Raw genomic sequence first — 23,867 nt, 5'->3', positions numbered from 1 at the left:
GTTACATGGCGTTGATACAATGCCCAAGCTGCAATAAACGTATTTCAAGCTTGGTAAAAACTTGTCCCCACTGCGCACAGAAAAATAGCGCTGAAAATGAGTCGCTCAATAAGATCACTCATATCAAGCGTAGTAATCAGTTAATGAACCAAAGCTTCTTTGCCATGACACTGTTTATTGCTGGTGTGGTGATTTGGTTTTGGGGCGGTGAACCTGCAGAAGGAATGCGCGCTAATATCGCGGCCATTTGTTCTGTTTTTGGCTTTACTGGCTACTTAATCGCCAGAGTGCGAATTGTGTTACATAAGCGGAAAAGTGTATGAGTGATATCAATAAAGTGATTGATGAGATGCCTGATGAGGTTTATCACAAGCTGGTTAGTGCTGTTGAGCTGGGGAAATGGCAAGATGGTACTGTGCTTACAGAGCAGCAGAAAGAGTCGACATTACAACTGGTGATGTTGTATCAAGCGAGGCGATTAAATCAAACCGATCATTTCACTATAAACAATCAAGGTACGTTAAACGAATTGTCAAAAGCTGAGCTTAAAAAACAGTTCAAAGGCGAGACCATTGCCGCGTTTCAAGAGCAAGATCTATAACGGTTAATCCGTCGAACATCAGCCTCGCAGTAATATGCCGGCAAAATGATTAAAAACGCCCTTAACCAGTTTGGTTAAGGGCGTTTTTTTAGTCTTCGCTTAATTCGCCAAACAGATCTTTTTGCATTAACTCGCGGATTTGCTCAGGTGTATACGATGTGGATAACAGGTAATGCAACTTGGTTAACGCCGCTTCTGTCGTCATATCAAAGCCGCTGATCACACCGGCTTTTGCTAATGCGTTACCCGTGGCATAACCGCCCATATTGACCTTACCTTGCATACATTGTGTAAGGTTGACCAAAATGATGCCACGCTCGTTAGCGCGCTTTAAACAATCGAGTAATTCTGGATTTTGCGGCGCATTACCCACACCATAGGTTAGTAGAATTAAAGCTTTTACCGGTTGCTGCAAGATGTTGTCGATGATCTTATTAGTGATACCTGGATAGAGGGTCACAACGCCAATGGGTTGTGGACTGATATTCACCACTTGCAGCTTATTCTCCTGAGAATGACAGATTTTACCTGCTTTCATTCTGATTTTAATCCCAGCTTCTAACAGTATAGGGAAGTTAGGTGAAGCAAAAGCATCGAAACCATCGGCATGAGCCTTAGTGGTTCGGTTGCCTCGAAATAGTTTGTTGTTAAAAAATAAACAGACTTCAGCTACGGGATAATTTGCCGCAATGTATAGTGCATTTAGCAGGTTAGTTTGGCCATCGGAGCGTAGTTGAGCCAATGGGATCTGTGAGCCCGTCACAATGACCGGTTTGGTTAAGCCTTGCAGCATGAACGACAAAGCCGACGCGGTAAACGCCATGGTGTCAGTGCCATGTAAAATCACAAAGCCATCGTATTTGTCGTAATTGGCTTTAATATCGTTGGCAATCATCTGCCAATCAGTAGGGGCCATGTTGGAAGAGTCGATTAACGGTTGGTATTCGTTGATGACGAAATTTGGCATTTCTTGATGAAAAAACTCCGGCATTGCGTTTACACAATCGGTTAGAAAACCAGGCACAGGAACAAAACCATTTTCCGTTTTTTGCATTCCGATTGTACCGCCGGTATAGGCGACGTAGATTGAACGTTTGCTCATAATGATTTTATTTATTTTTCAACAAGTGCCGCGATTATACTGGGGATCTAACCAATAAAAAAGCCCGTATCTACGGGCTTTTATTGAAGAGTAATCACTTAACTAGAAGTTACAAGTATCACAGTAGAGATAGATGCCATTAGGATCATCAAATGCACTGTACTCTTGCTCAAATTGACTCCATTGAGCGCTGAGTCTGTTAAATAAGCTATTGGAACTGCTTGGCAAAGGTAGATATGCGCTGGCAGAAGCAAACAGCTGTTGCACAAATTTCTCTTGTGGTGACAACTCTTGCTCTATCACTTTGGTGTCGAATTTATCCAATTTGGCCATCTCAGCAGCCTTAGTAATAGCTTGGTCAATATCTCCAAGTTCATCGACTAAGCCCAGTTTAATGGCTTTTTTACCAGACCAGACTCGGCCTTGAGCTATGTTATCTACCTGTTCTAGCGTCATATCACGCTCGGTTGCGACCAAAGAAATAAAGTCATGGTAGCCACGTTCAATATGACGCTGGAAGATTTCTGTCATCTCAGGAGAAATCCCTTGAGTAAGCGAAAAAGCATTCCAATTTGAGGTAGATACTCCGTCGGTATTCACACCGATAGCGGCTAAAGAATCTTCAAAGGTGGTGACCATACCGAAGATACCAATGGAACCTGTAAGAGTGGTTGGCGTAGCAAAGATGTAATCGGCACTGGCTGAAATCCAGTATCCACCCGAAGCTGCATAGCTACCCATACTGGCAACCACAGGTTTACCAGCGACTTTAAGGGCTAGTAGCTCTTGACGGATCTGCTCAGAAGCAAAGGCACTGCCACCTGGGCTGTCGACTCTAAGCACTACCGCCTTAACCTTATCGTCAAAACGTGCTTGTCGTAATAGGGCTGATGTACTGTCTCCACCAATATCACCAGGGGCTTGTTGGCCATTACGTATGGTGCCCTTGGCAACGATAATGCCCACGGCATCTTTAATTTCAAGAGAAGGTAGCTGTTGAATGGCAGTTTGATAATCGAAGTAATCAACCTGTTTAAATTGATTGCCATCTTTTGCCTTTCCTATGCGTTCAATCATGGCTACACGGAATTGCTCTGCTGAGGCTAATTCGTCAACTAAGCCCAAGTTGATCGCCATTTGAGAGAAGCTGCCATCGGCTTTATCTAACTCACTAATATAGTTATCGGCAGATAAGCTTAATGCATCATTATTGATACCACGGTTATTACTGACGGTTTGCTGGTAACTTGACCAAATATCAGCAAGCAATTGGCTATTGGCTTCTTTAGCCGCTTCAGACATATTATCGCGTAGATAAGGTTCTACAGCCGATTTAAAAGTACCGACACGGAATACATGGGCCTTCACTTTAAGTTTGTCTAGTGCAGATTTGTAGTATTGGCGATAACGGCTTAAGCCTTCTATATCGATACGGCCCTGAGGGTTTAAGTAAATCTTATCGGCAAAGCTCGCTAAAAAGTATTGGTTTTGTTGATACCAGTTGCCATGAGCAATAATCGGCTTTTCTGATGCTTTAAAACGTGTTAATGCTTCACCAATACTTTGCAGCTTGCTGATCCCGGTACCACCGAGTTGTCCTAACTCGAGTACAATAGCCGAGATCCGCTTATCTGTTGTCGCATTATCAATCGTTTTAATGAGTTCTGACAATAATATTTCCCGTTCGCCATTACTATTTTTGCCTTGGTTCATAGCCGTGGCAATAGGATCGACAGGACGTTTCTGCTCCACGATTGAACCAGAAAGATCAAGCACTAATGCTGAACCTTGTTCAATGACAGGAGCTTCTTCGCTAACTAATGCCACCACTATAAGGGCGAGGATACCAAAGAAGATAAGATTAAGAATAACTTTACGAGTGCCGTTAAGTAGATTCCATAAGATGGATAAGATCCTTTTAAATATTGATGGTTTAGCGGACATCATCCACTCCTATATGACCTAGATATCCCTATGCTAACTGAAAATTACCACAGGGGTGAAACACAATTGTAAATGAATCTTTTTCAGTAGTTAGCATTGAGTATTGAGCTTAAATAAACTTAAAGGTATGCTAGTTTAAATCACTTGTTTAAAAAGGATGTTTGAATGTCGTTTCCCCATCTATTAGAACCCTTAGATCTAGGCTTCACTCAACTAAAAAATAGAGTGTTGATGGGCTCAATGCATACTGGGCTTGAAGAGGAAAAGGGCGGCTTTGAGAAACTGGCAGCATTTTATAAAGAGCGTGCTCTTGGCGGTGTTGGCCTGATCGTTACTGGTGGAATTTCACCTAACTTACGCGGACGATTAACGCCTAATGCATGTCAATTGAGTTTTCCTTGGCAAGTAGCGAAACATAAGTCAGTAACTAATGCCGTACATCAGGCTGGCGGTAAAATCTGTATGCAAATCTTGCACGCGGGTCGTTATGGATATCATCCATTTTCACAGGCACCAAGTAAGATTAAATCGCCTATTACCCCTTTTACTCCCTCACCGATGTCGTCAAGACAAGTAAGAAGTACCATCAAGGATTATGCTAATAGTGCGGCTTTGGCTAAAAAGGCTGGCTATGACGGTATTGAAGTTATGGGTTCTGAAGGTTACCTGATTAACCAGTTCATCTGTTCTAGAACCAATCAACGTACTGATGAATGGGGTGGTTCATTTGAAAACCGTGCTAAATTTCCTGTAGAAATAATCAAAGCCATTCGTAATAAAGTTGGCAGTGACTTTATTATTATCTTCCGACTTTCAATGTTGGATCTGGTGGATAAAGGTTCAACATGGGATGAAGTGGTGGCGCTGGCAAAGCAACTGGAACAAGCCGGTGTTAGCATTATCAATACGGGAATTGGTTGGCATGAAGCCCGTATTCCAACTATCGCTACCAGTGTACCTCGCGCCGCTTTTTCTTGGGTTACTGAGCGGCTTAAGCAGGAAGTGAATATCCCGCTGATCGCAACTAACCGTATTAATACCCCTGAGATTGCTGAAAATATCATTGCATCAAAACAGGCTGATATGGTGTCGATGGCCAGGCCTTTTCTGGCCGATGCTGAATTTGTGAATAAAGCAGCAATGGATCAAAGTCATTTGATCAATACCTGTATTGGTTGTAATCAGGCGTGTTTGGACCATACCTTTGCGATGAAACGGTCTACCTGTTTGGTTAATCCCAGAGCCTGTTATGAAACTGAGCTTAATTTTACGCCGACCACAAAACCTAAACGCATTGCGGTGATGGGCGCAGGCCCTGCAGGAATGGCATTCTCTATTTATGCAGCTACTCGAGGTCATAAAGTGGTGGTGTTTGAAGCTAAATCAGAAGTAGGTGGTCAATTTAATCTAGCGCGTAAAATTCCGGGTAAAGAAGAGTTCAATGAGACCATCCGTTACTTTACCGAGCAGATGAAATTAAACCAGGTAGAACTTCGACTCAATACACGTCTCGATGCTTCTGTGGTTAATGATGAAGCTTTTGATGAAGTGGTTATTGCTGCTGGTGTCGTGCCGCGTAAATTGGACTTGCCCGGTTTTAATGATCCTAAAGTGGTGACATATCAGCAGGTGTTAACCGGCGAAGTTGAAGTCGGTCATCGTGTTGCACTCATCGGTGCCGGCGGGATCGGTTTCGACATGGCGCATTACTTAGGTGAAAGTGAGTCAAGCACTCTGCAGCCAGATAAATGGCTCAAACAGTGGGGGATCGACAAAAACTATAGTGATCGCGGGGGCCTTATTCAGGCAGATCATCAACAAGCTGAGCGTCAGCTCTATCTATTGCAAAGAAAAACGAGCAAGATGGGCAAAGGTTTAGGAAAAACCACTGGCTGGATCCATCGAAGTGTCTTGAAACAACATAATGTAAATATGCTCACCGGTGTGAGCTACGAGAAGTTTGATCATCAAGGTCTGCATATATTGGTTAATGGTGAACCACAAATTTTGGCAGTTGATAATGTGGTGCTGTGCGCCGGACAAGAATCTAATCGCAGCCTGGTCGACGAAATGAAATCAACAGGGTTACCTGTACACCTAATTGGTGGTGTTGATGTTGCCGCAGAACTTGATGCGAAACGTGCCATACGACAAGGTGCAGAATTAGCTATCTCATTGTAATATCGATACAAGCGTGCTTATTTATTAAAAGCTAACTGTTGCCCAGTTAGCTTTTTTATTGGTAACGCTTTGTTTATGACTATGCTGTAGATGATTAATAAACTTAATTGGAGTCGATATGAAAATAACAATTAGTGCTGTCATTGCCACATTAGCTTTGGTCTGCCATTCGGCTTATAGCGAAACTTACGATGTAGAATTAGCCAACAAGCTTGGCGCCGATGAATATGGTATGAAAGCTTATGTGATGGCTTTTTTAAAAAGTGGCCCACATCGCGATCAAGGAGAAGATGAGGCTAAAGCGCTTCAAAAGGCCCACCTTGATAATATTGGCCGTTTAGCTCAAGAGGGAAAGTTGGTATTAGCCGGACCTTTTCTCGACGATGGTTTACTGCGTGGTATCTATATTTTTAATGTCACCACCATTGAAGAAGCAAAAATGCTTACAGAGTCTGATCCTGCCATAAAAGCGGGACGACTTGTGATGGAATTACACCCTTGGTATGGCAGCGCGGCTTTGATGCAGGTTAATCAAATTCATCAAAGTATTGCCAGTAAAGGCATTTAAGATTTGTATTATTAGAAGTGTCTGCTTTACGAGAGAAGATTAAATTATTGCTATTTAAACTTCTTCAACCTGATATTGCTGTAACTTTTCACGGTATTGAATGGAATGTTTAGATTCAATGATATCAGCGCCTTTAGGCGAGAGATCCAAATCAATATCACTTTGTGGATGACAGCAGCAGGGAAGGCATTCATCTTGCTCAAGTTCAACCAGAGGTTCAGTGTGATAAGTCACACTGCCTCGGTTGATCTTGGTTTTACAGGCGCCACAGAATCCGTTTCGACACTCAGAAAATATCTTAACTTGTTTCTGCTCTAAAGCTTGTAAAAGACTCTGATGCTCCGTGGTATACAGGAGCACCGGTTGTCCTTCAAGGCTGACGATAGGCGCCTTGTTAAAGGGCGCTTTACAGGTCAAAGTCTGCGAACTCACTTTCATCGATAGAAGAATCGATTTGGCCGACAAGGTAAGAAGAGACTTCTACTTCTTGTGGTGCTACTTGAACTGAATCACTTTCCAACCAGTTTTTCATCCAAGGAAGCGGATTGCTTTGTTCGGCATAAGGGCTGGTTAGGTTTACTGACTTCATGCGTTCGTTAGTAATGTACTCAACATATTGGCATAAGATCTGTTCGTTAAGACCAATCATAGAACCATCTTTAAACAGATATTTTGCCCATTCTTTCTCTTGCTCTGCGGCTTTAATAAATATATCGGTTGCTATCTGCTTACACTCTTGAGCTATTTCACCCATTTCTGGGTCGTCTTTACCCGCTTGCATCAACTTGAGAATGTGCTGAGTGCCGTTTAAGTGCAGTGCTTCATCACGTGCGATAAGACGAATGATTTTAGCGTTACCTTCCATGACACGTCGTTCTGCGAAGGCAAACGAACAGGCAAAACTGACATAGAAACGAATTGCTTCTAACACGTTTACCGAAACCATACAGAGATAGAGGGCCTTTTTGATTTCACGTTGAGTGACGTTAATCATCTTGCCATCAATTTCATGTGTGCCTTCACCGAACAGGTGAAATGCCTGACTCAGAGTAATTAAGTGGTCGTAATATTCAGCAATATCACTGGCACGTTTTAAGATCTCTTTATTTTCAACGATATCGTCAAACACCACCGACGGGTTATTCACGATATTGCGAATAATATGAGTGTAAGAGCGTGAGTGAATGGTCTCAGAGAATGACCAAGTTTCAATCCAAGTTTCAAGCTCAGGCAAGGACACTAAAGGCAAGAAAGCCACGTTTGGTGAGCGACCTTGAATAGAGTCCAGCAAGGTTTGGTATTTTAGATTGGAAATAAAAATATGTTTTTCATGCTCAGGTAATGCAGCATAGTCAATCTTATCTTTACTGACATCAACTTCTTCAGGACGCCAGAAAAATGATAGTTGCTTTTCGATGAGCTTTTCAAAGACTTCATACTTTTGAATATCATAACGTGCAACGTTGACCGATTGGCCAAGAAACATGGGCTCGAGTGATGCATCGTTAGGTGTTTGACAAAATGTAGAGTAGGCCATTTTTCTATCTTCCGATAATGGGGGACAAGCCCCCTTAAATTAACGTGAATACTGGTTCAACATCGAAGATGTTAAATCTTACATGCGCCGCCTGCGCAACTGTCATCTTCTTTCTCAATGGCAGTGATATCGTCGTGACTATCCGAGGCGCCGTCTCGAGTATTGTGATAGTAAAGTGTCTTCACACCATATTTGTAAGCGGTTAACAGATCTTTAAGCAACACTTGCATTGGTACTTTTGAACCTGGGAAGCGCGTAGGATCGTAGTTAGTGTTAGCCGAAATTGATTGGTCGACGAACTTCTGCATTAAACCAACAAGTTGTAAGTAACCTTCGTTACCTGGCATCTGCCATAACAGCTCATAGCTATATTGGTACTTTTCGAAATCTGGCACCACTTGCTTTAGCTGACCATCTTTACTGGCTTTAACGCTAATCAAGCCTCGTGGGGGTTCAATACCGTTAGTCGCATTAGAAATTTGCGACGAAGTCTCAGATGGCATTAATGCCGATAAGGTCGAGTTACGTAAGCCATGAGTCTTGATCTCTTGACGTAGGAATTCCCAATCGAGATGTAATGGCTCATCACAGATTTTATCCAGATCACGCTTATAGGTATCAATAGGTAAGATACCTTGAGCGTAAGTGGTCTCATGGAATAATGGGCAAGCACCTTGCTCTTTAGCCAAGTTTACAGAAGCTTTCAATAAATAGTATTGAATCGCTTCGAATGTTTTATGGGTAATGGCATTAGCAGAACCATCTGAATAACGTACGCCTTCTTTGGCTAAATAATTAGCAAAGTTAATCACACCTATACCCAGAGTACGACGGTTCATCGACGCTTTATGGGCTGCAGTGATGGGATAATCTTGGTAATCGAGTAGATTATCAAGGGCACGCACGGCAAGATCTGCTAGAGGCTCAAGTTCAGCTAAGTTTTTAATCGCGCCTAAGTTAAGTGCTGATAAAGTACAAAGTGCAATTTCACCGTCTGGATCATCGACATTGTTTAATGGCTTAGTTGGCAGTGCGATCTCTAAACATAAGTTAGATTGACGAACGGGTGCTACTTTTGAGTCAAATGGGCTATGGGTATTACAGTGATCGACGTTTTGAATATAGATACGTCCTGTAGAAGCACGTTCTTGCATCATTAACGCAAATAAGTCGACAGCTTTAATCTGCTTCTTACGAATACTTTCGTCTGCTTCATACTTAAGATAAAGACGTTCAAACTCATCCTGATCTTCAAAGAAAGCATCATACATACCCGGTACATCAGAAGGACTGAATAAGCTGATCATGCCGCCTTGAATAAGACGCTGGTACATCAACTTGTTTATCTGAACACCGTAATCCAAATGTCGGATACGGTTGTCATCGACACCACGGTTATTTTTAAGTACTAACAGTGATTCAACTTCTAAATGCCACATTGGGTAGAATAGGGTAGCTGCGCCACCACGAACACCACCTTGTGAACAAGACTTAACTGCCGTCTGGAAATACTTATAGAAAGGTAAGCAACCCGTATGGAAAGCTTCACCGCCACGAATTGGGCTACCTAGGGCACGGATACGGCCTGCATTGACGCCAATACCCGCACGTTGTGAAACATACTTAACAATAGAAGAAGCTGTAGCGTTGATAGAGTCTAGGCTGTCACCGCATTCAATTAGTACACAAGAACTAAATTGACGTGTTGGCGTGCGAACACCGGCCATAATAGGAGTCGGTAATGAGATCTTAAATGTCGAAGTGGCATCATAGAAATCTTTAACGTATTGCAGACGGGTTTCTCTTGGATATTTAGCAAACAGACAAGCCGCCACTAAGATATATAGGAACTGAGCACTTTCATAAATTTCATGGCTAACACGGTTTTGAACTAAATATTTACCTTCCAACTGTTTAACAGCAGCATAAGAGAAGTTCATATCGCGCCAATGGTCGATATAACTATCTAGGATATCCAACTCTTCGCGGCTATAGTCTTCTAGAATATGGCGATCATATTTGCCCATCTCAACTAACTTGCTGACATGATCAAACAGACTTGGTGGTTCAAATTGGCCGAAAGCTTTCTTACGCAAATGGAATATCGCTAAGCGAGCGGATAAAAACTGGTAATCTGGAGACTCAGGAGAGATCAGATCTGCTGCAGCCTTAATAATGGTTTCATGAATCGTTTCAGTGGGAATACCATCATAAAACTGAAGATGAGAACGTAATTCAACCTCAGATACCGAGACGTTATTAAGTCCTTTTGCCGCCCAAGTGATCACTCGGTGGATCTTATCAAGATCGATGATTTCACGTTCGCCGCTGCGCTTAGTGACTTGCAAATTGCTATTCATTGAAGATAAGCCTTGAGTTAAATATTGCTATCGAGATGAGCAGAAGATTCATCTCACGTTTCCTTGTAAAAACAACCAAAGCCCTAAAAAATTGCTTATTTGCAGCCGTTTCTCTAGTGGCTTTGATTACCGTTTATACACAATATATGGTGTTTAATAATTTATAAGATACAAGATAGTGAGGTTGTAGATATATTGCAAGCAAGAATTCAGAGGACAAGTTGTGGATATCTTGGGGGTAAACAATAGGGTTAGTAATGGCTAACCCTTAAACCTTGTTTTCCATTGAATTAACAACATTTGATTAACAAGTACACAGCTAAAAATAGACGGATAGATCGATAGTTTTCTAATCGATCCTTGGTGATCGAAAATGATCGGAAATATTGGTAGTTGTCTATGAAGCTGACTTGTTACTCATATATCGTTTTTGAGCAGGCTAATAAGTTCAAGCGGGTGTTGCAGCATAAAATCTTGTGGCCAAAAGTTAGGATCGTCATTTTTCCCAATATAGCCCCACATTGCTATTGCACCTAACATGTTACTGTTTCTCGCCGCTTCAAGGTCGCGCTTGGCATCACCAAGGTAAATGATTGACTCTGGTTGGCGTTGAATTTGCTGCGCAGCTAATAACATAGGTGCAGGGTGAGGTTTGCTGTATTTGGTTGAATCACCACTCACAATCGCGGGCATTTGATGAATCAGATTAAGTCTTTGCAACAATGGTCTGGCAAAACAGGCCGCTTTATTTGTCACTATTCCGCAAGGGATCTGCTGACCTTTTAAGTAGTCCAAGAGGGGTTCTATACCATCAAAAAAAACAGCCTGCTCACCATTAACGGTTTGATAATGATGTAGCAGTGCTTGTTGAAGTAAGCGCTTTTCATCATTATTTAAATGAGGCTGAGCAGCATTAACTAAGGCGAGGCTACCATTAGAAGCTGCATCTCTAACTTCATCGAGAGATTTTGTGGGGTAACCGTATTGCTTAAGCGCTAGATTGAGCGCACAGACGAGATCTGGAGCTGTATCGACCAGGGTGCCATCAAGATCAAATAGCACCCCATTAATTCTTGAATTACCGATTTGCTTAGACATCGTCTTGCTTAACTGTGGCAATCATATAGTTAACATCAAGACTCGAGGTATAGCGGAAAATTCCCGTCAATGGATTGTAAGTGATCCCAGTTGCATCGATGCAATTTAACTCTGCGTGATCGGCCATTGTAATCAACTCAGCAGGTCTTAGATACTTACTGTGATCATGTGTACCAACAGGCAGCATCTTCAATAGATATTCTGCACCGAGAATGGTTTCTATATAAGCACGGATATTACGGTTAATGGTCGAGAAAAAAACATGACCGCCAGGCTTTACCATATCGCTGCAGGCTTTTATTACCGAAGCTGGGTCGGGGACATGCTCGAGCATCTCCATGCACGTGACTACATCGTAATGACCTGTGTGTTTCTCACTGTGCTCTTCAGCGGTGCTTTGGATATAGTTGAGCTCAACACCCATTTCTAATGCATGTAACTTAGCGACTTCTAGAGGTTCACCACCCATATCCAAACCATCGACGTTAGCACCGATACGCGCCATACTTTCAGAAAGAATACCGCCGCCGCAACCGACATCTAAAACCCGTTTGCCAAATAATCCACCTACGGTTTGATCAATAAAGTTTAGCCTCAGTGGATTGAGCTTATGTAAGGGTTTAAATTCACCTTCGGGATCCCACCAAGTTTCAGCCATCTTTTCAAATTTAGCGATTTCTTGTGGATCGACATTTAACTGCTTAGACACGGTTATTCACCTCTATATGAGACCTTGTTTTGCGGTCATTATACCGATAGCAATAGATAAACAAAGGATATTTAGCCGTGGATTGGTTAGATAATCAACACATCTTAAAATATACGCTTACATGCTTGATATGAGTCAATGTTTGATACCCGAAACAACTATTTTTAGGTAAAGCTCAATAGGGTCTAGCGACAAAAATTTTCTGTGTTAGAATGCAAAATCACGTTTTCAGGCTTGATGTTGTACTGCCTGTTTATTAAGCAGTATTTTGTCAGCTAAATTTCAAGGGATCGAGCAGTTTATGACTGATCTGGCTTCATCAATAACACCAATTAATATTGAAGACGAATTAAAGAATTCATATTTAGATTACGCCATGAGCGTGATCGTAGGACGAGCTCTTCCAGATGTAAGAGATGGACTTAAACCCGTTCACCGTCGCGTTCTGTTTGCCATGAACGAACTTAAGAACGATTGGAATAAGCCTTATAAAAAATCGGCACGTGTTGTCGGCGACGTGATTGGTAAATACCACCCTCATGGTGACACTGCCGTTTACGATACTATTGTTCGTATGGCGCAGCCATTCTCACTACGTTATACCCTAGTCGATGGACAAGGTAACTTCGGTTCTGTCGATGGCGACTCTGCAGCGGCGATGCGTTACACCGAAATCCGCATGGAGAAGTTAGCCCATTCATTATTAGCTGACTTAGATAAAGAAACCGTCGACTTCGTACCTAACTATGATGGTACTGAATTTATTCCTGCCGTATTACCAACACGTGTTCCTAACCTGCTGATCAATGGTTCATCGGGTATTGCTGTGGGTATGGCTACCAATATTCCACCACATAACCTCAGTGAAGTCGTTAAAGGTTGCTTGGCATTGATTGAAGAGCCTAGCCTCTCAATTGAGCAGTTAATGGAATATATTCCAGGTCCAGATTTCCCAACGGCAGCGACCATCAATGGCCGTAAGGGCATTATCGATGCTTATATGACTGGCCGTGGTCGTGCGGTAATGCGCGCTAAAGCGGAAGTGGAAACCGAAGAGAGCGGCCGTGAACGTATTATCGTTCATGAAATTCCATATCAAGTTAACAAAGCGCGTTTGATTGAAAAGATCGCCGAGCTAGTAAAAGATAAAAAAATTGAAGGCATCAGTGGTTTACGCGACGAATCTGATAAAGATGGTATGCGTATTGTTATTGAAATCAAGCGCGGTGAAGTGGGGGAGGTTGTATTAAACAACCTTTACGCACAGACTCAGATGCAGTGTTCTTTCGGTATAAACATGGTGGCATTGACTAATGGTCAGCCTAAACTGTTTAACCTAAAAGAGATGTTGGAATGCTTTATTCTACATCGCCGTGAAGTCGTTACCCGTCGTACGGTATTTGAACTTCGTAAGGCCCGTGAACGCGCGCATATTCTTGAAGCATTAGCAATTGCACTTGCCAATATTGATCCTATTATCGCGTTAATCAAGGCTTCACCGACCCCAGCAGAAGCTAAGGTTGAGTTAGTAGCCCGCGGTTGGGATTTAGGCAATGTTCAAGGCATGCTCGAAAAAGCAGGTGATGATGCTGCTCGTCCAGAGTGGTTAGAGCCTGAATTTGGCATCCGTGACGGCCAATATTTCCTAACAGAGCAACAAGCTCAGGCAATTCTTGAGTTGCGTCTACACCGTTTAACTGGTCTTGAACACGAAAAGATTCTATCTGAATATGAAGAGCTATTGGTCCTGATTGCAGGCCTACTGCTAATTCTTCGTAGTCCAGAACGTTTGATGGAAGTCATCAAAGAAGAGCTTGAAGAGATCTTAGAGCAATATGGTGATGCTCGTCGCACTGTCATCAATGCCAATGAAATTGATATGAGTCTTGAAGACTTGATCAACGAAGAAGATGTCGTGGTAACCCTATCTCATTTAGGTTATGCCAAGTATCAACCGCTATCTGATTACCAAGCTCAACGACGTGGCGGTAAAGGTAAAGCGGCAACTAAAGTAAAAGATGAAGATTTCGTCGAAAAGCTGCTGGTTGCCAACACTCACGATACTATTTTGTGCTTCTCTGATTTCGGTAAAATGTATTGGTTAAAAGTGTATCAGTTACCATTAGCAAGCCGTACAGCGCGTGGTCGTCCCATCATTAACTTATTACCTTTGGCCGAAGGTGAACGTATTACCGCTATTTTACCTGTTCGTGAATATGCTGAAGATAAGTATATTATCATGGCAACCTCCCACGGTACGGTAAAGAAAACGGCACTAACGGCATACAGTAATCCTCGTGCTAACGGTATTATTGCCGTTAACCTCAAAGATGGTGACCAACTTATTGGTGTCGACATTACCGAAGGTAGTGACGATATCATGCTGTTCTCCAATGAAGGCAAAGTGGTACGCTTCAATGAGAAAGCGCGTGACTCTGAAACTGGTGAAGTTAAGATTGACTCTGAGACTGGTGAAGAGGTGATTGCATTACGAGCCATGGGACGTACTGCAACCGGCGTTAGAGGTATTAAGTTAGAAGAAGGTCAAAGTGTTGTATCGCTTATCGTACCTAAAGGTGATGGTGCAATCCTCACGGTAACCGAAAATGGTTACGGTAAGCGTACCGCACTGTCTGAGTACCCTGCGAAGAGCCGTGGTACTAAAGGCGTGGTTTCAATCAAAGTCAGCGAACGAAACGGTGCCGTTGTTGGTGCTGTTCAGGTTGGTGAAAATGATGAGATCATGCTGATCAGCGATAAGGGGACCTTGGTACGTACCCCTGCTACTGGTGTGTCGAGCATTGGTCGTAACACACAAGGTGTAACCATTATTCGCACCGCAGAAGATGAAAAAGTTGTTGGTTTGCAACGTATCGAAGAAATCCAAGATGAAGTCGAGTTAGATGAAGAGGGGAATCCTATCATCGTCGAGACAACAAATACGGCTGAAGTTGATACCGAAGCAGACACTGGCGAAGCGTCAGAGACTGAACCAACCGAGTAGTCATAGCATCAATTAACGGGCGTCCTATTGGACGCTCGTTTTGTTTCAGCAACCTAAACTAAGTTCATGATATCGAGCTGATGAGCGAAAGATATTGTTGAAGGAGAAATAATAAGTGAGCGCGACATATAATTTCTGTGCAGGTCCTGCAATGTTACCGCCAGCTGTTATGCAAAAGGCAAAAGCAGAATTACTCGACTGGAATGACCAAGGTGTCTCTGTTATGGAGCTAAGTCATCGCAGTAAAGAGTTCATCGCATTGGCTGACCAATCTGAAGCAGATCTGCGGGAGCTGATGTCGATACCTGATGATTATCACGTGCTATTTATGCACGGTGGTGGACGTGGTCAGTTTGCCGCTGTTGTGAATAATTTTTTAGGTGAGAATGGTCGTGCGCTATATTTAGTCGATGGCAGCTGGTCTTCTTCTGCCGTGGACGAAGCGATTAAATTAGCTGGCGAAGATAAAGTTGATACGCTCAACATTGTTGATAAATCAAATGAAATCAGTAAGGTAAGTATACCTAACCTGCACGAGGTTAAACAGGATTACCGTTATCTACACTATTGTCCAAATGAAACAGTTGATGGTATCGAAATATTTGATGAAATTGATTCACCTTGGCCAATTATCGCCGATATGTCATCAAATATTATGTCTCGTGAAATCGATGTAAGCCGTTACGGATTGATTTACGCTGGTGCGCAAAAGAACATTGGTCCTTCTGGATTAAGCATTGTCATCGTCAAAGATGAACTACTTAAATTGCCACAGTTACCACAGGCATCGATCATGGATTACCGTCTTGCGGTTAAACATGACTCTATGTTTAACACGCCCCCGACTTTTGCTTGGTATTTGGCGGCTGAAGTCTTTAAGTGGCTTAAAGACAACGGTGGAATTGCAGCCATGGCTAAAACCAACACTCAGAAGGCTGAGCTGTTGTACTCGTTTATCGACAGTGGTGACTTTTATGAGAACCGAGTCGCCGTTGAGAATCGTTCACAAATGAATGTAACCTTCTATCTAAAAGATGAATCGTTAAATGAGGCCTTTTTAGCTGAATCAAAGGCCGCAGGATTAGTTGCGTTGAAAGGCCATCGTAGTGTTGGTGGTATGCGCGCCAGTATCTATAACGCAATGTCATTAGAGGGTGTCGCCGCGCTGGTTGAGTTTATGAAAAAGTTTGCAGATAAGCATCAATCTTAATGATTTAGAGCAAGCAATAAAAAGGCGCCGAGCTTTAATACTCAGCGCCTTTTTTGTTTAGCTTTCTTTGCTAAACCGATAAAACCTTAGCAATCGATTCGGCAAGGTAATCAACATTTGTTTTACCAATACCTGCAATGCTGATCCGGCTTGAATCCACCATATAGATACTGTGATCTTGTTGTAACTTAGCGACTTGTTCGGGTGTAATACCGAGGAAAGAGAACATGCCTTTTTGTTCTGCGATAAAGCTAAAGTCACGTGTAACCCCTTTTTCTATCAATTTATTAACCAGCATAGCTCGGTTACCATTGATACGATCACGCATCACTTTAAGTTCATCCAACCATTGCTGTTTTAGTTCGCTTGAACCCAAAATGGTTTCAACAATTGCCGCACCGTGAGCTGGCGGCATAGAGTAGAGGCAACGTACTACATAAAGTATCACTGAGTAGGTAATGTCAGCCGCATTACTGTCTTTAGCGACAATAGAGCAAGCGCCGATACGTTCACGATATAGACCAAAGTTTTTCGAGCAAGAGCTACATAAAATCATGTCGTCGACGTTAGCAGCCATTTGACGAACGCCATAGGCATCAACATCTACACCATCACCAAACCCCTGATAAGCCATATCGATCAACGGTGTAAAGCCTTGCTGCTTAGTAATATCAATCACTCTATCCCACTGTTCGGTGGTCAGATCCATACCGCTTGGGTTATGGCAGCAAGCATGTAATAAGACCACATCATCACGACAAATTTGACTCAGTGTAGCTAACATCTCATCAAACTTTAGTGCTTTATTTTGATGATCATAATAGGGATAAGTCTTTACTGTGATACCAGCAGCTTCGAATAAGCCAATGTGATTTGCCCAAGTAGGATCGCTTACCCAAATAACACTATTGGGATTGATTCGTTTGATAAAATCAGCAGCAACGCGTAGAGAACCTGTTCCACCAGGTGTAGAAACGGTACGTACACGGTTGGCAGTGATAGCAGGGTTATCATTACCAAAAGCCAAGTCTGCAATCAGTTTATTAAACTCTGGCGAACCTGTTGGACCGATGTAAACTTTGGTTTCCTCTGTATCAATACGATGCTGCTCTGCCTGTTTGACACAGGCTAAAATAGGCGTATGGCCCGCTTCATCTTTGAATACACCTACGCCTAAATCGATTTTATTCGGATGTTGATCTTGGCGGTATTTTGCCATTAAGCCTAAGATAGGATCTGCAGGCATGGGGCTGAGTTTCTCAAACATTTTATAAACAACCTTGTTATCTGTTTTTAAGCCTTAACGGCCAATGCGGGTATTTAACTTAGAATAAACGAAATTGATTGCGGAATAACAGATGAAACCGTCATTTTTATTAACAATAAAACTGGAACATTTTACTGCCAATGGAAGTTTTTTAATTTATTTACCACCCAAAACCACTTTTACTTTGAATTCGAAAAAAAATGACATTTTTAGCCTAAAATTTTCAAAAAAGTGTTGAATACTCTGTCTCAATCAGTAATTTTATAACCACGAGGTTCAATGTCTATTTGAACAGATCGCCATTTTGTCGTGATGGTAATTAATATTAACAGTAACCCCATAGTAAGATTTTTACTATGCAATGATAAAAGAAGTGATTAATGAAGCAGTTACGACTAGAACCCATCAGTAAAGTCCAAGGTACCATCAATATTCCTGGCTCTAAAAGTATATCTAACCGCGCACTCTTGTTAGCCACCTTAGCCAAGGGCACAACAAAACTGACCAATCTGCTCGACTCAGATGATATACGCTATATGCTCAAATCTCTTGAGCAGCTTGGTGTTAACTATCAATTATCTGCCGATAAAACAGAATGTACACTCGATGGTTTAGCAGGCGTTATAAATAGCGAGCAGGCTCAGGCTCTTTTCTTAGGTAATGCTGGTACTGCGATGCGACCACTATGCGCAGCATTAACCTTAGGTTGTGGTGAATTTACCTTAACCGGTGAACCTAGAATGGAAGAGCGTCCAATTGGTGACTTGGTCGATGCATTGCGTACTCTTGGCGCGGATATTCAATATCTGAAAAACGAGGGTTATCCACCCTTGACCATCAATGCAACGGGATTAAATGGCGGCGACGTTGAGATTGCTGGCGATCTATCGAGTCAATTTTTAACTGCATTATTAATGGTTGCTCCCTTGGCTAAGAGCAGCGTTAATATCCAAATTAAGGGTGAGTTGGTTTCTAAACCCTATATTGATATTACGATTGCGATGATGGAACAATTCGGGGTTAATGTTGTAAATCATAATTACCAACGTTTTGAGGTCGTTGCAGGTCAAAGTTATGTGTCACCGGGCACTTTTTTAGTAGAAGGTGATGCCTCATCTGCATCTTATTTCTTAGCCGCTGGCGCGATTCAAGGTGGTGAAGTCAAAGTGACCGGTGTCGGACTAAAAAGCATTCAAGGCGATGTTAAATTTGCCGACGTGCTTGAGAAAATGGGCGCCGAAATAGAATGGGGCGATGATTACATTATCGCTCGTGCAGGTGAGCTGAGTGCCATTGATTTAGATCTGAACCATATTCCTGATGCGGCGATGACGATTGCAACGGCAGCACTGTTTGCAAAAGGTACCACGACAATTCGCAATATTTATAACTGGCGTATTAAAGAAACCGACCGTTTAGCAGCGATGGCGACTGAATTACGCAAAGTCGGCGCAATTGTCGATGAAGGTTATGATTACATAACGGTCACACCTCCAGAGGAGCTTAATACTGCTGCAATTGATACTTATAACGATCATAGAATGGCCATGTGTTTTTCCATGATGGCATTTGCCGATTGTGGTATCACCATCAACGATCCTGACTGCACCTCTAAAACCTTCCCTGGTTATTTTGACAGCTTTACCGCATTGGCTGTGTAGTTTGTCTTACCAAGTGAGGCCCTTACCTAGGCCTCACTTTATCCATTGATCCGATCACTTAGTCATAACTCGAAGTTTTTGCCGCTTTATAGGTGAATTTAGTTTATAATGCGCGCGCACTTTTCAATGGATGACTTTCAAGATCTTTCGGGAAGCTAGATTAATTTTGGAGAAATATATGTCACAAAGGGCTCATATCGTCACTATTGACGGCCCCAGCGGTGCAGGTAAAGGTACAGTAAGTCAAATACTTGCCAGCCGATTAGGCTGGAAATTACTCGATAGTGGCGCCATTTATCGCGTACTTGCCCTTGCAGCAATTCACCACAATGTTGAACTAGACAACGAAGCCTCATTAACCTTGTTAGCGGCGCATCTTGATGTGCAATTTATTACGACTAACGCTAATGGCATCAAAGTTGTTTTAGAAGGTGAAGACGTATCCCACGCCATCCGTAGTCAAGAATGTTCTACGGCAGCTTCCAAAGTGGCGGCTTTTCCAAGTGTTAGAGAGGCATTATTGCGTCGTCAACGTGCGTTTGCCGAAGCGCCAGGTTTGATTGCTGACGGTCGTGACATGGGGACGGTGGTTTTCCCATCAACACCCGCTAAACTTTATTTAACGGCAACAGCTGAGGAAAGGGCGCAAAGACGCTATAATCAGTTGCAGGACAAGGGCTTCGATGTTAATATCGACCGTCTTTTAGTCGAGGTCATCGAACGTGATGAGCGCGATATGAATCGCCCAGTCGCTCCTTTGGTACCTGCTGAGGATGCCCTTGTTATCGATACGACAACAATAGGCATTGATGAAGTAGTCGAGCTTGCGCTCGCTCACATCAAACAAAAATTACCCGACGTTAGCCTGTAAGGGCTGGCGTTTTACTATTTGTCATACGGATGCGACAAATGATTAATCTGACTCCACGTCTAGGATGGGCTGTGGTTTATTACTTAAAGTAAATTAACATGACTGAATCTTTTGCTGATCTATTTGAACAATCCCTTCAACAACTTGAGTTCCGTCCAGGTTCTATCGTTCGTGGTACTGTAGTATCAATCCAGAACGGTATGGTACTTGTTGACGCAGGTCTTAAGTCTGAAAGCCCAATCCCAGCTGAACAATTCAAAAACGCTCAAGGCGTTTTAGAAATCGCTGTTGGTGATGAAGTTGACGTAGCCCTAGACTCTGTTGAAGACGGTTTCGGTGAAACACAACTTTCTCGTGAGAAAGCTAAGCGTCACGAAGCTTGGATCGTTCTAGAAAAAGCGTACGAAGATGCTGAAACTGTAATCGGTATCATCAATGGTAAGGTTAAAGGCGGTTTCACTGTTGAATTAAACGGTATCCGTGCATTCTTACCTGGTTCTCTAGTTGACGTACGCCCAGTTCGCGATACCGCTCACCTAGAAAACAAAGAATTAGAATTCAAAGTTATCAAGTTAGACCAGAAGCGTAACAACGTTGTTGTTTCTCGTCGTGCTGTTATCGAATCTGAAAGCAGTGCAGAGCGTGATGCTCTTCTTGAGAACTTACAAGAAGGTCAAGCTGTTAAAGGTATCGTTAAGAACCTTACTGACTACGGTGCATTCGTTGACCTTGGTGGTGTTGACGGTCTACTACATATCACTGATATGGCGTGGAAGCGTGTTAAACACCCATCTGAAATCGTAAACGTTGGTGACGAAATCAATGTTAAAGTTCTTAAGTACGATCGTGAGCGCACTCGTGTTTCACTAGGTCTTAAGCAACTTGGCGAAGATCCATGGTTAGAAATCAGCAAGCGCTACCCAGAAAACACTAAGTTAACTGGTCGCGTAACTAACCTAACTGACTACGGTTGCTTCGTTGAAATCGAAGAAGGCGTTGAAGGTCTAGTACACGTTTCTGAAATGGATTGGACTAACAAGAACATCCACCCATCTAAGGTTGTTAACCTAGGTGACGAAGTTGAAGTTCTAGTGTTAGACATCGATGAAGAGCGTCGTCGTATTTCTCTAGGTCTTAAGCAGTGTAAAGTTAACCCATGGGATGATTTTGCAGAACGTTTCCAAAAAGGTGACAAAGTTACTGGTAAGATCAAGTCAATCACTGACTTCGGTATCTTCATCGGTCTTGACGGTGGCATCGATGGTCTAGTTCACCTATCTGATATTTCTTGGAACGGTACTGGCGAAGAAGCGGTATCTGAGTACAAGAAAGGCGACGAGATCAGTGCAGTTGTACTATCTGTTGACCCAGAGCGTGAGCGTATCAGCTTAGGCGTTAAGCAAACTGAAGACGATCCATTCAATGCTTATCTTGCAGATAAGAAGAAAGGTGCTATCGTAAACGGTACTGTTGTTGCTGTTGATGCGAAAGGTGTGACTATTGAGCTAGCAGAAACTGTAGAAGGTTATCTACGTGTTGCTGATATCTCTCGTGAGCGCATCGAAGACGCATCTACTGTATACTCAGTAGGTGACGCTGTTGAATCTAAGTTCATGGGTGTTGATCGCAAGAACCGTACTATCAGCCTGTCTATCAAAGCGAAAGACGAAGCTGATGAGAAGGAAGCGATGGCTAACCTGAACAAGCAAGATGACGTTGCTATGAGCAATGCCATGGCTGAAGCGTTCAAAGCAGCTCGTAAGTAAATCGCCTGAAATTTGGGGATGGATTACATCCCCATTAGGTGACTGTGTTTGGCTTGATTATAGAGGGTAAAGGATGACTAAATCCGAACTGATCGAAAAACTTGCCACAGGGCAGTCGCAGCTGTCGGCAAAAGAAGTTGAAGGTGCAATCAAAGAGATGTTGGAGCAAATGGCGACAACATTAGAAAGCGGTGATCGTATTGAGATCCGTGGCTTTGGTAGTTTTTCTCTTCATTACCGTGCGCCTCGTGTTGGTCGTAATCCAAAAACGGGTACTTCTGTTGAATTGGAAGGCAAATATGTTCCGCACTTTAAGCCTGGCAAAGAACTGCGTGAGCGCGTTGATGCTGTCAACTCGTAAATGACATCGTTTTAAAAGCCTCCTTTTGGAGGTTTTTTTATGCCTAAATTCTAGGTATGGCTAGCTAGTTCGTTAAAATTCTTAGATAATCAATCCACCACCACGCGTTTATGGAGTGTAACGTGAAGTCATTTATCGCGACTGTACTTGTCGCACTGTTTTTTGTATTGGCCTTGCTCTTTGGTGCGCGTAACGAGCAGATGGTAACCGTCAGTTATTTTGTCGCTCAAGGCGAGTATCGTCTTCCTGTCGTCCTCGGTGTAGTATTCCTTGCAGGTTTTCTCGTCAGTTGGTTATTTGCGTTTTATCATATTGTGAAAATGAAACTACTGGTACGCCAAGCCAATAAAAAAATTGATCAACTTCAAGCACAACTCCCTCAAACTGACATACATAAGTTAGTCAGCGATACCGATTCTAAAGCGAAGGAATTGACCGCCTAATATGTTAGAGATCCTGTTTCTGTTGTTACCTATTGCTGCTGGCTATGGCTGGTATATGGGGCGTCGTAGTATTCGACAAAAACAGAAACGCAGTCGTAAGCAGTTAAGCCGAGATTATTTTACAGGTCTCAATTTTTTACTTTCTAATGAATCAGATAAAGCGGTGGATCTGTTTATCTCAATGTTAGATGTTGATGACGATACTATCGACACCCATCTTTCGCTTGGATCCTTATTTAGAAAACGTGGTGAGGTTGACCGCTCCATCCGTATTCACCAAAATCTCATAGCACGACCCAGTCTTACCAATGAGCAACGTGATATTGCGATGATGGAACTGGGTAAAGATTATCTGGCAGCAGGCTTTTATGACCGAGCTGAAGAGATTTTTCTTAATCTGGTTCAGCAAGATGATCATAGTGAAGAAGCTGAAGATCAATTAATTGCTATCTATCAAGTTACTAAAGATTGGCTTAAAGCGATTAATATCATTAAATCACTCAAGCGTAAGCGGCAACAATCTTTAAAGCATCTGTGTGCTCACCTTTATTGTGAACTTGCCGATGAACAAACCGATCCTGATTTAAAATTCAAAACTCTTACTTTGGCATTAAAGCAAGATAGTGATTGCGGCCGTGCATTGCTCAATTTAGCTAAGCTTTATCTTGCGCAACAAGATATTGGTCGCAGTAAAGAGATGCTGCATCGCCTCAAGAAAGCCGATATCGAGTTGTTTCCTGAAGCTTTGACAATTGCCAATCAAGCATACCAGGCGAAAGCCGATCAGCAGGCTTATCGTGAGTTACTGCATGAAGCTATATTAACTGGAGCCGGGGCGAGTGTGGCCATAACACTTGCCCAACACATGATTGAACAGGGGGATGTTCAAGATGCTGAGAAATTAATCTTAGATGGCCTTTATCGTCACCCAACAATGAAAAGTTTTCAGCATCTAATGAAGATGCAGCTACAACAAGCAGAAGACGGTCAGGCTAAAAAGAGTCTGAATATGCTCGCTGAATTAGTTGAACAACAGATAAAATTTCGTCCAAGTTATCGCTGCCTCGAGTGTGGTTTTCCATCCCACACTCTTTATTGGCACTGTCCTTCTTGTAAGAGTTGGGGCACGATTAAGCGGATCCGTGGACTCGATGGAGAATAAGTACAATATGCAAAGCATCAGG

General features: G+C 42.6%; 20 protein-coding genes. 12 read left to right on the top strand and 8 right to left on the bottom strand.

Going from position 1 to position 23,867, the window contains the following annotated elements; translation table 11 throughout:
- Positions 1-5: 5 nt before the first annotated feature.
- Positions 6-323: a zinc ribbon domain-containing protein gene (locus tag L1D21_RS07140; RefSeq protein ID WP_239844548.1), complete on the top strand. Its 318-nt coding sequence runs from the start codon at positions 6-8 to the stop codon at positions 321-323.
- Positions 320-601: a DUF1315 family protein gene (locus L1D21_RS07135; RefSeq protein ID WP_239844547.1), complete on the top strand. Its 282-nt coding sequence runs from the start codon at positions 320-322 to the stop codon at positions 599-601. Before L1D21_RS07140 ends, L1D21_RS07135 begins: the two co-directional genes overlap by 4 nt.
- Before the next feature lie 88 nt (positions 602-689).
- On the opposite strand, the gene ansA is transcribed toward L1D21_RS07135, so the two are convergent.
- Together ansA and sppA are read right to left on the bottom strand one after the other, a co-directional pair.
- The gene (gene ansA, locus L1D21_RS07130; protein ID WP_239844546.1) at positions 690-1,703 is read right to left on the bottom strand and encodes an asparaginase; all 1,014 of its coding nucleotides are present in this window, start codon (positions 1,701-1,703) and stop codon (positions 690-692) included.
- A gap of 102 nt (positions 1,704-1,805) precedes the next feature.
- Complete coding sequence (sppA, locus tag L1D21_RS07125; protein WP_239844545.1) at positions 1,806-3,647, bottom strand: signal peptide peptidase SppA; 1,842 nt, start codon at positions 3,645-3,647, stop codon at positions 1,806-1,808.
- Between the two features lie 165 nt (positions 3,648-3,812).
- Here sppA and L1D21_RS07120 point away from each other — a divergent pair, with 165 nt between their 5' ends.
- Positions 3,813-5,828 (top strand): NADPH-dependent 2,4-dienoyl-CoA reductase, encoded by a 2,016-nt coding sequence (locus L1D21_RS07120; RefSeq protein ID WP_239844544.1) that lies wholly within the window; start codon positions 3,813-3,815, stop codon positions 5,826-5,828.
- 118 nt (positions 5,829-5,946) lie between these two features.
- A complete protein-coding gene (locus L1D21_RS07115) occupies positions 5,947-6,396 on the top strand; it encodes a YciI family protein (protein WP_239844543.1) in 450 nt (149 codons plus the stop codon).
- A 54-nt stretch (positions 6,397-6,450) separates the two neighbouring features.
- On the opposite strand, the gene yfaE is transcribed toward L1D21_RS07115, so the two are convergent.
- From yfaE to ubiG, 5 genes are all read right to left on the bottom strand, one after another.
- Positions 6,451-6,834 (bottom strand): class I ribonucleotide reductase maintenance protein YfaE, encoded by a 384-nt coding sequence (gene yfaE / locus L1D21_RS07110; protein ID WP_239844542.1) that lies wholly within the window; start codon positions 6,832-6,834, stop codon positions 6,451-6,453.
- Positions 6,803-7,933 (bottom strand): class Ia ribonucleoside-diphosphate reductase subunit beta, encoded by a 1,131-nt coding sequence (gene nrdB, locus L1D21_RS07105; RefSeq protein ID WP_239844541.1) that lies wholly within the window; start codon positions 7,931-7,933, stop codon positions 6,803-6,805. Before nrdB ends, yfaE begins: the two co-directional genes overlap by 32 nt.
- Positions 7,934-8,004: 71 nt before the next feature.
- The gene (gene nrdA / locus L1D21_RS07100) at positions 8,005-10,293 is read right to left on the bottom strand and encodes a class 1a ribonucleoside-diphosphate reductase subunit alpha (RefSeq protein ID WP_239844540.1); all 2,289 of its coding nucleotides are present in this window, start codon (positions 10,291-10,293) and stop codon (positions 8,005-8,007) included.
- Positions 10,294-10,710: 417 nt separating this feature from the next.
- Positions 10,711-11,391, bottom strand: coding sequence for an HAD-IA family hydrolase (locus L1D21_RS07095; protein ID WP_239844539.1), 681 nt, complete (start codon positions 11,389-11,391; stop codon positions 10,711-10,713).
- A complete protein-coding gene (ubiG, locus tag L1D21_RS07090) occupies positions 11,384-12,100 on the bottom strand; it encodes a bifunctional 2-polyprenyl-6-hydroxyphenol methylase/3-demethylubiquinol 3-O-methyltransferase UbiG (protein WP_239844538.1) in 717 nt (238 codons plus the stop codon). Before ubiG ends, L1D21_RS07095 begins: the two co-directional genes overlap by 8 nt.
- Before the next feature lie 301 nt (positions 12,101-12,401).
- Between ubiG and gyrA the strand changes: the two genes are divergently transcribed.
- Positions 12,402-15,104 carry a DNA gyrase subunit A gene (gyrA, locus tag L1D21_RS07085; protein ID WP_239844931.1) on the top strand — a complete coding sequence of 901 codons (2,703 nt, stop codon included), beginning with the start codon at positions 12,402-12,404 and terminating at the stop codon, positions 15,102-15,104.
- Between the two features lie 115 nt (positions 15,105-15,219).
- Positions 15,220-16,314: a 3-phosphoserine/phosphohydroxythreonine transaminase gene (gene serC / locus L1D21_RS07080; protein WP_239844537.1), complete on the top strand. Its 1,095-nt coding sequence runs from the start codon at positions 15,220-15,222 to the stop codon at positions 16,312-16,314.
- 70 nt (positions 16,315-16,384) lie between these two features.
- Here serC and L1D21_RS07075 read toward each other — a convergent pair whose 3' ends face one another.
- Complete coding sequence (locus L1D21_RS07075; RefSeq protein ID WP_239844536.1) at positions 16,385-17,581, bottom strand: amino acid aminotransferase; 1,197 nt, start codon at positions 17,579-17,581, stop codon at positions 16,385-16,387.
- A gap of 380 nt (positions 17,582-17,961) precedes the next feature.
- Here L1D21_RS07075 and aroA point away from each other — a divergent pair, with 380 nt between their 5' ends.
- The 6 genes from aroA (at position 17,962) to lapB (ending at position 23,845) form a co-directional block, all read left to right on the top strand.
- Complete coding sequence (gene aroA, locus L1D21_RS07070; protein WP_239844535.1) at positions 17,962-19,242, top strand: 3-phosphoshikimate 1-carboxyvinyltransferase; 1,281 nt, start codon at positions 17,962-17,964, stop codon at positions 19,240-19,242.
- Between the two features lie 178 nt (positions 19,243-19,420).
- On the top strand, positions 19,421-20,113 hold the full coding sequence (gene cmk, locus L1D21_RS07065) for a (d)CMP kinase (protein WP_239844534.1): 693 nt from the start codon (positions 19,421-19,423) through the stop codon (positions 20,111-20,113).
- A 98-nt stretch (positions 20,114-20,211) separates the two neighbouring features.
- On the top strand, positions 20,212-21,879 hold the full coding sequence (gene rpsA, locus L1D21_RS07060) for a 30S ribosomal protein S1 (protein WP_239844533.1): 1,668 nt from the start codon (positions 20,212-20,214) through the stop codon (positions 21,877-21,879).
- Between the two features lie 73 nt (positions 21,880-21,952).
- Positions 21,953-22,240 carry an integration host factor subunit beta gene (gene ihfB, locus L1D21_RS07055; protein WP_239844532.1) on the top strand — a complete coding sequence of 96 codons (288 nt, stop codon included), beginning with the start codon at positions 21,953-21,955 and terminating at the stop codon, positions 22,238-22,240.
- A gap of 122 nt (positions 22,241-22,362) precedes the next feature.
- The gene (locus L1D21_RS07050; RefSeq protein WP_239844531.1) at positions 22,363-22,683 is read left to right on the top strand and encodes a LapA family protein; all 321 of its coding nucleotides are present in this window, start codon (positions 22,363-22,365) and stop codon (positions 22,681-22,683) included.
- Position 22,684: 1 nt separating this feature from the next.
- Complete coding sequence (lapB, locus tag L1D21_RS07045) at positions 22,685-23,845, top strand: lipopolysaccharide assembly protein LapB (protein ID WP_239844530.1); 1,161 nt, start codon at positions 22,685-22,687, stop codon at positions 23,843-23,845.
- Positions 23,846-23,867 lie beyond the last annotated feature (22 nt).

Source organism: Shewanella sp. Isolate11, from assembly GCF_022398315.1.
Lineage (GTDB): Bacteria > Pseudomonadota > Gammaproteobacteria > Enterobacterales > Shewanellaceae > Shewanella.
This window is presented reverse-complemented; position numbering and strand designations above follow the sequence as displayed.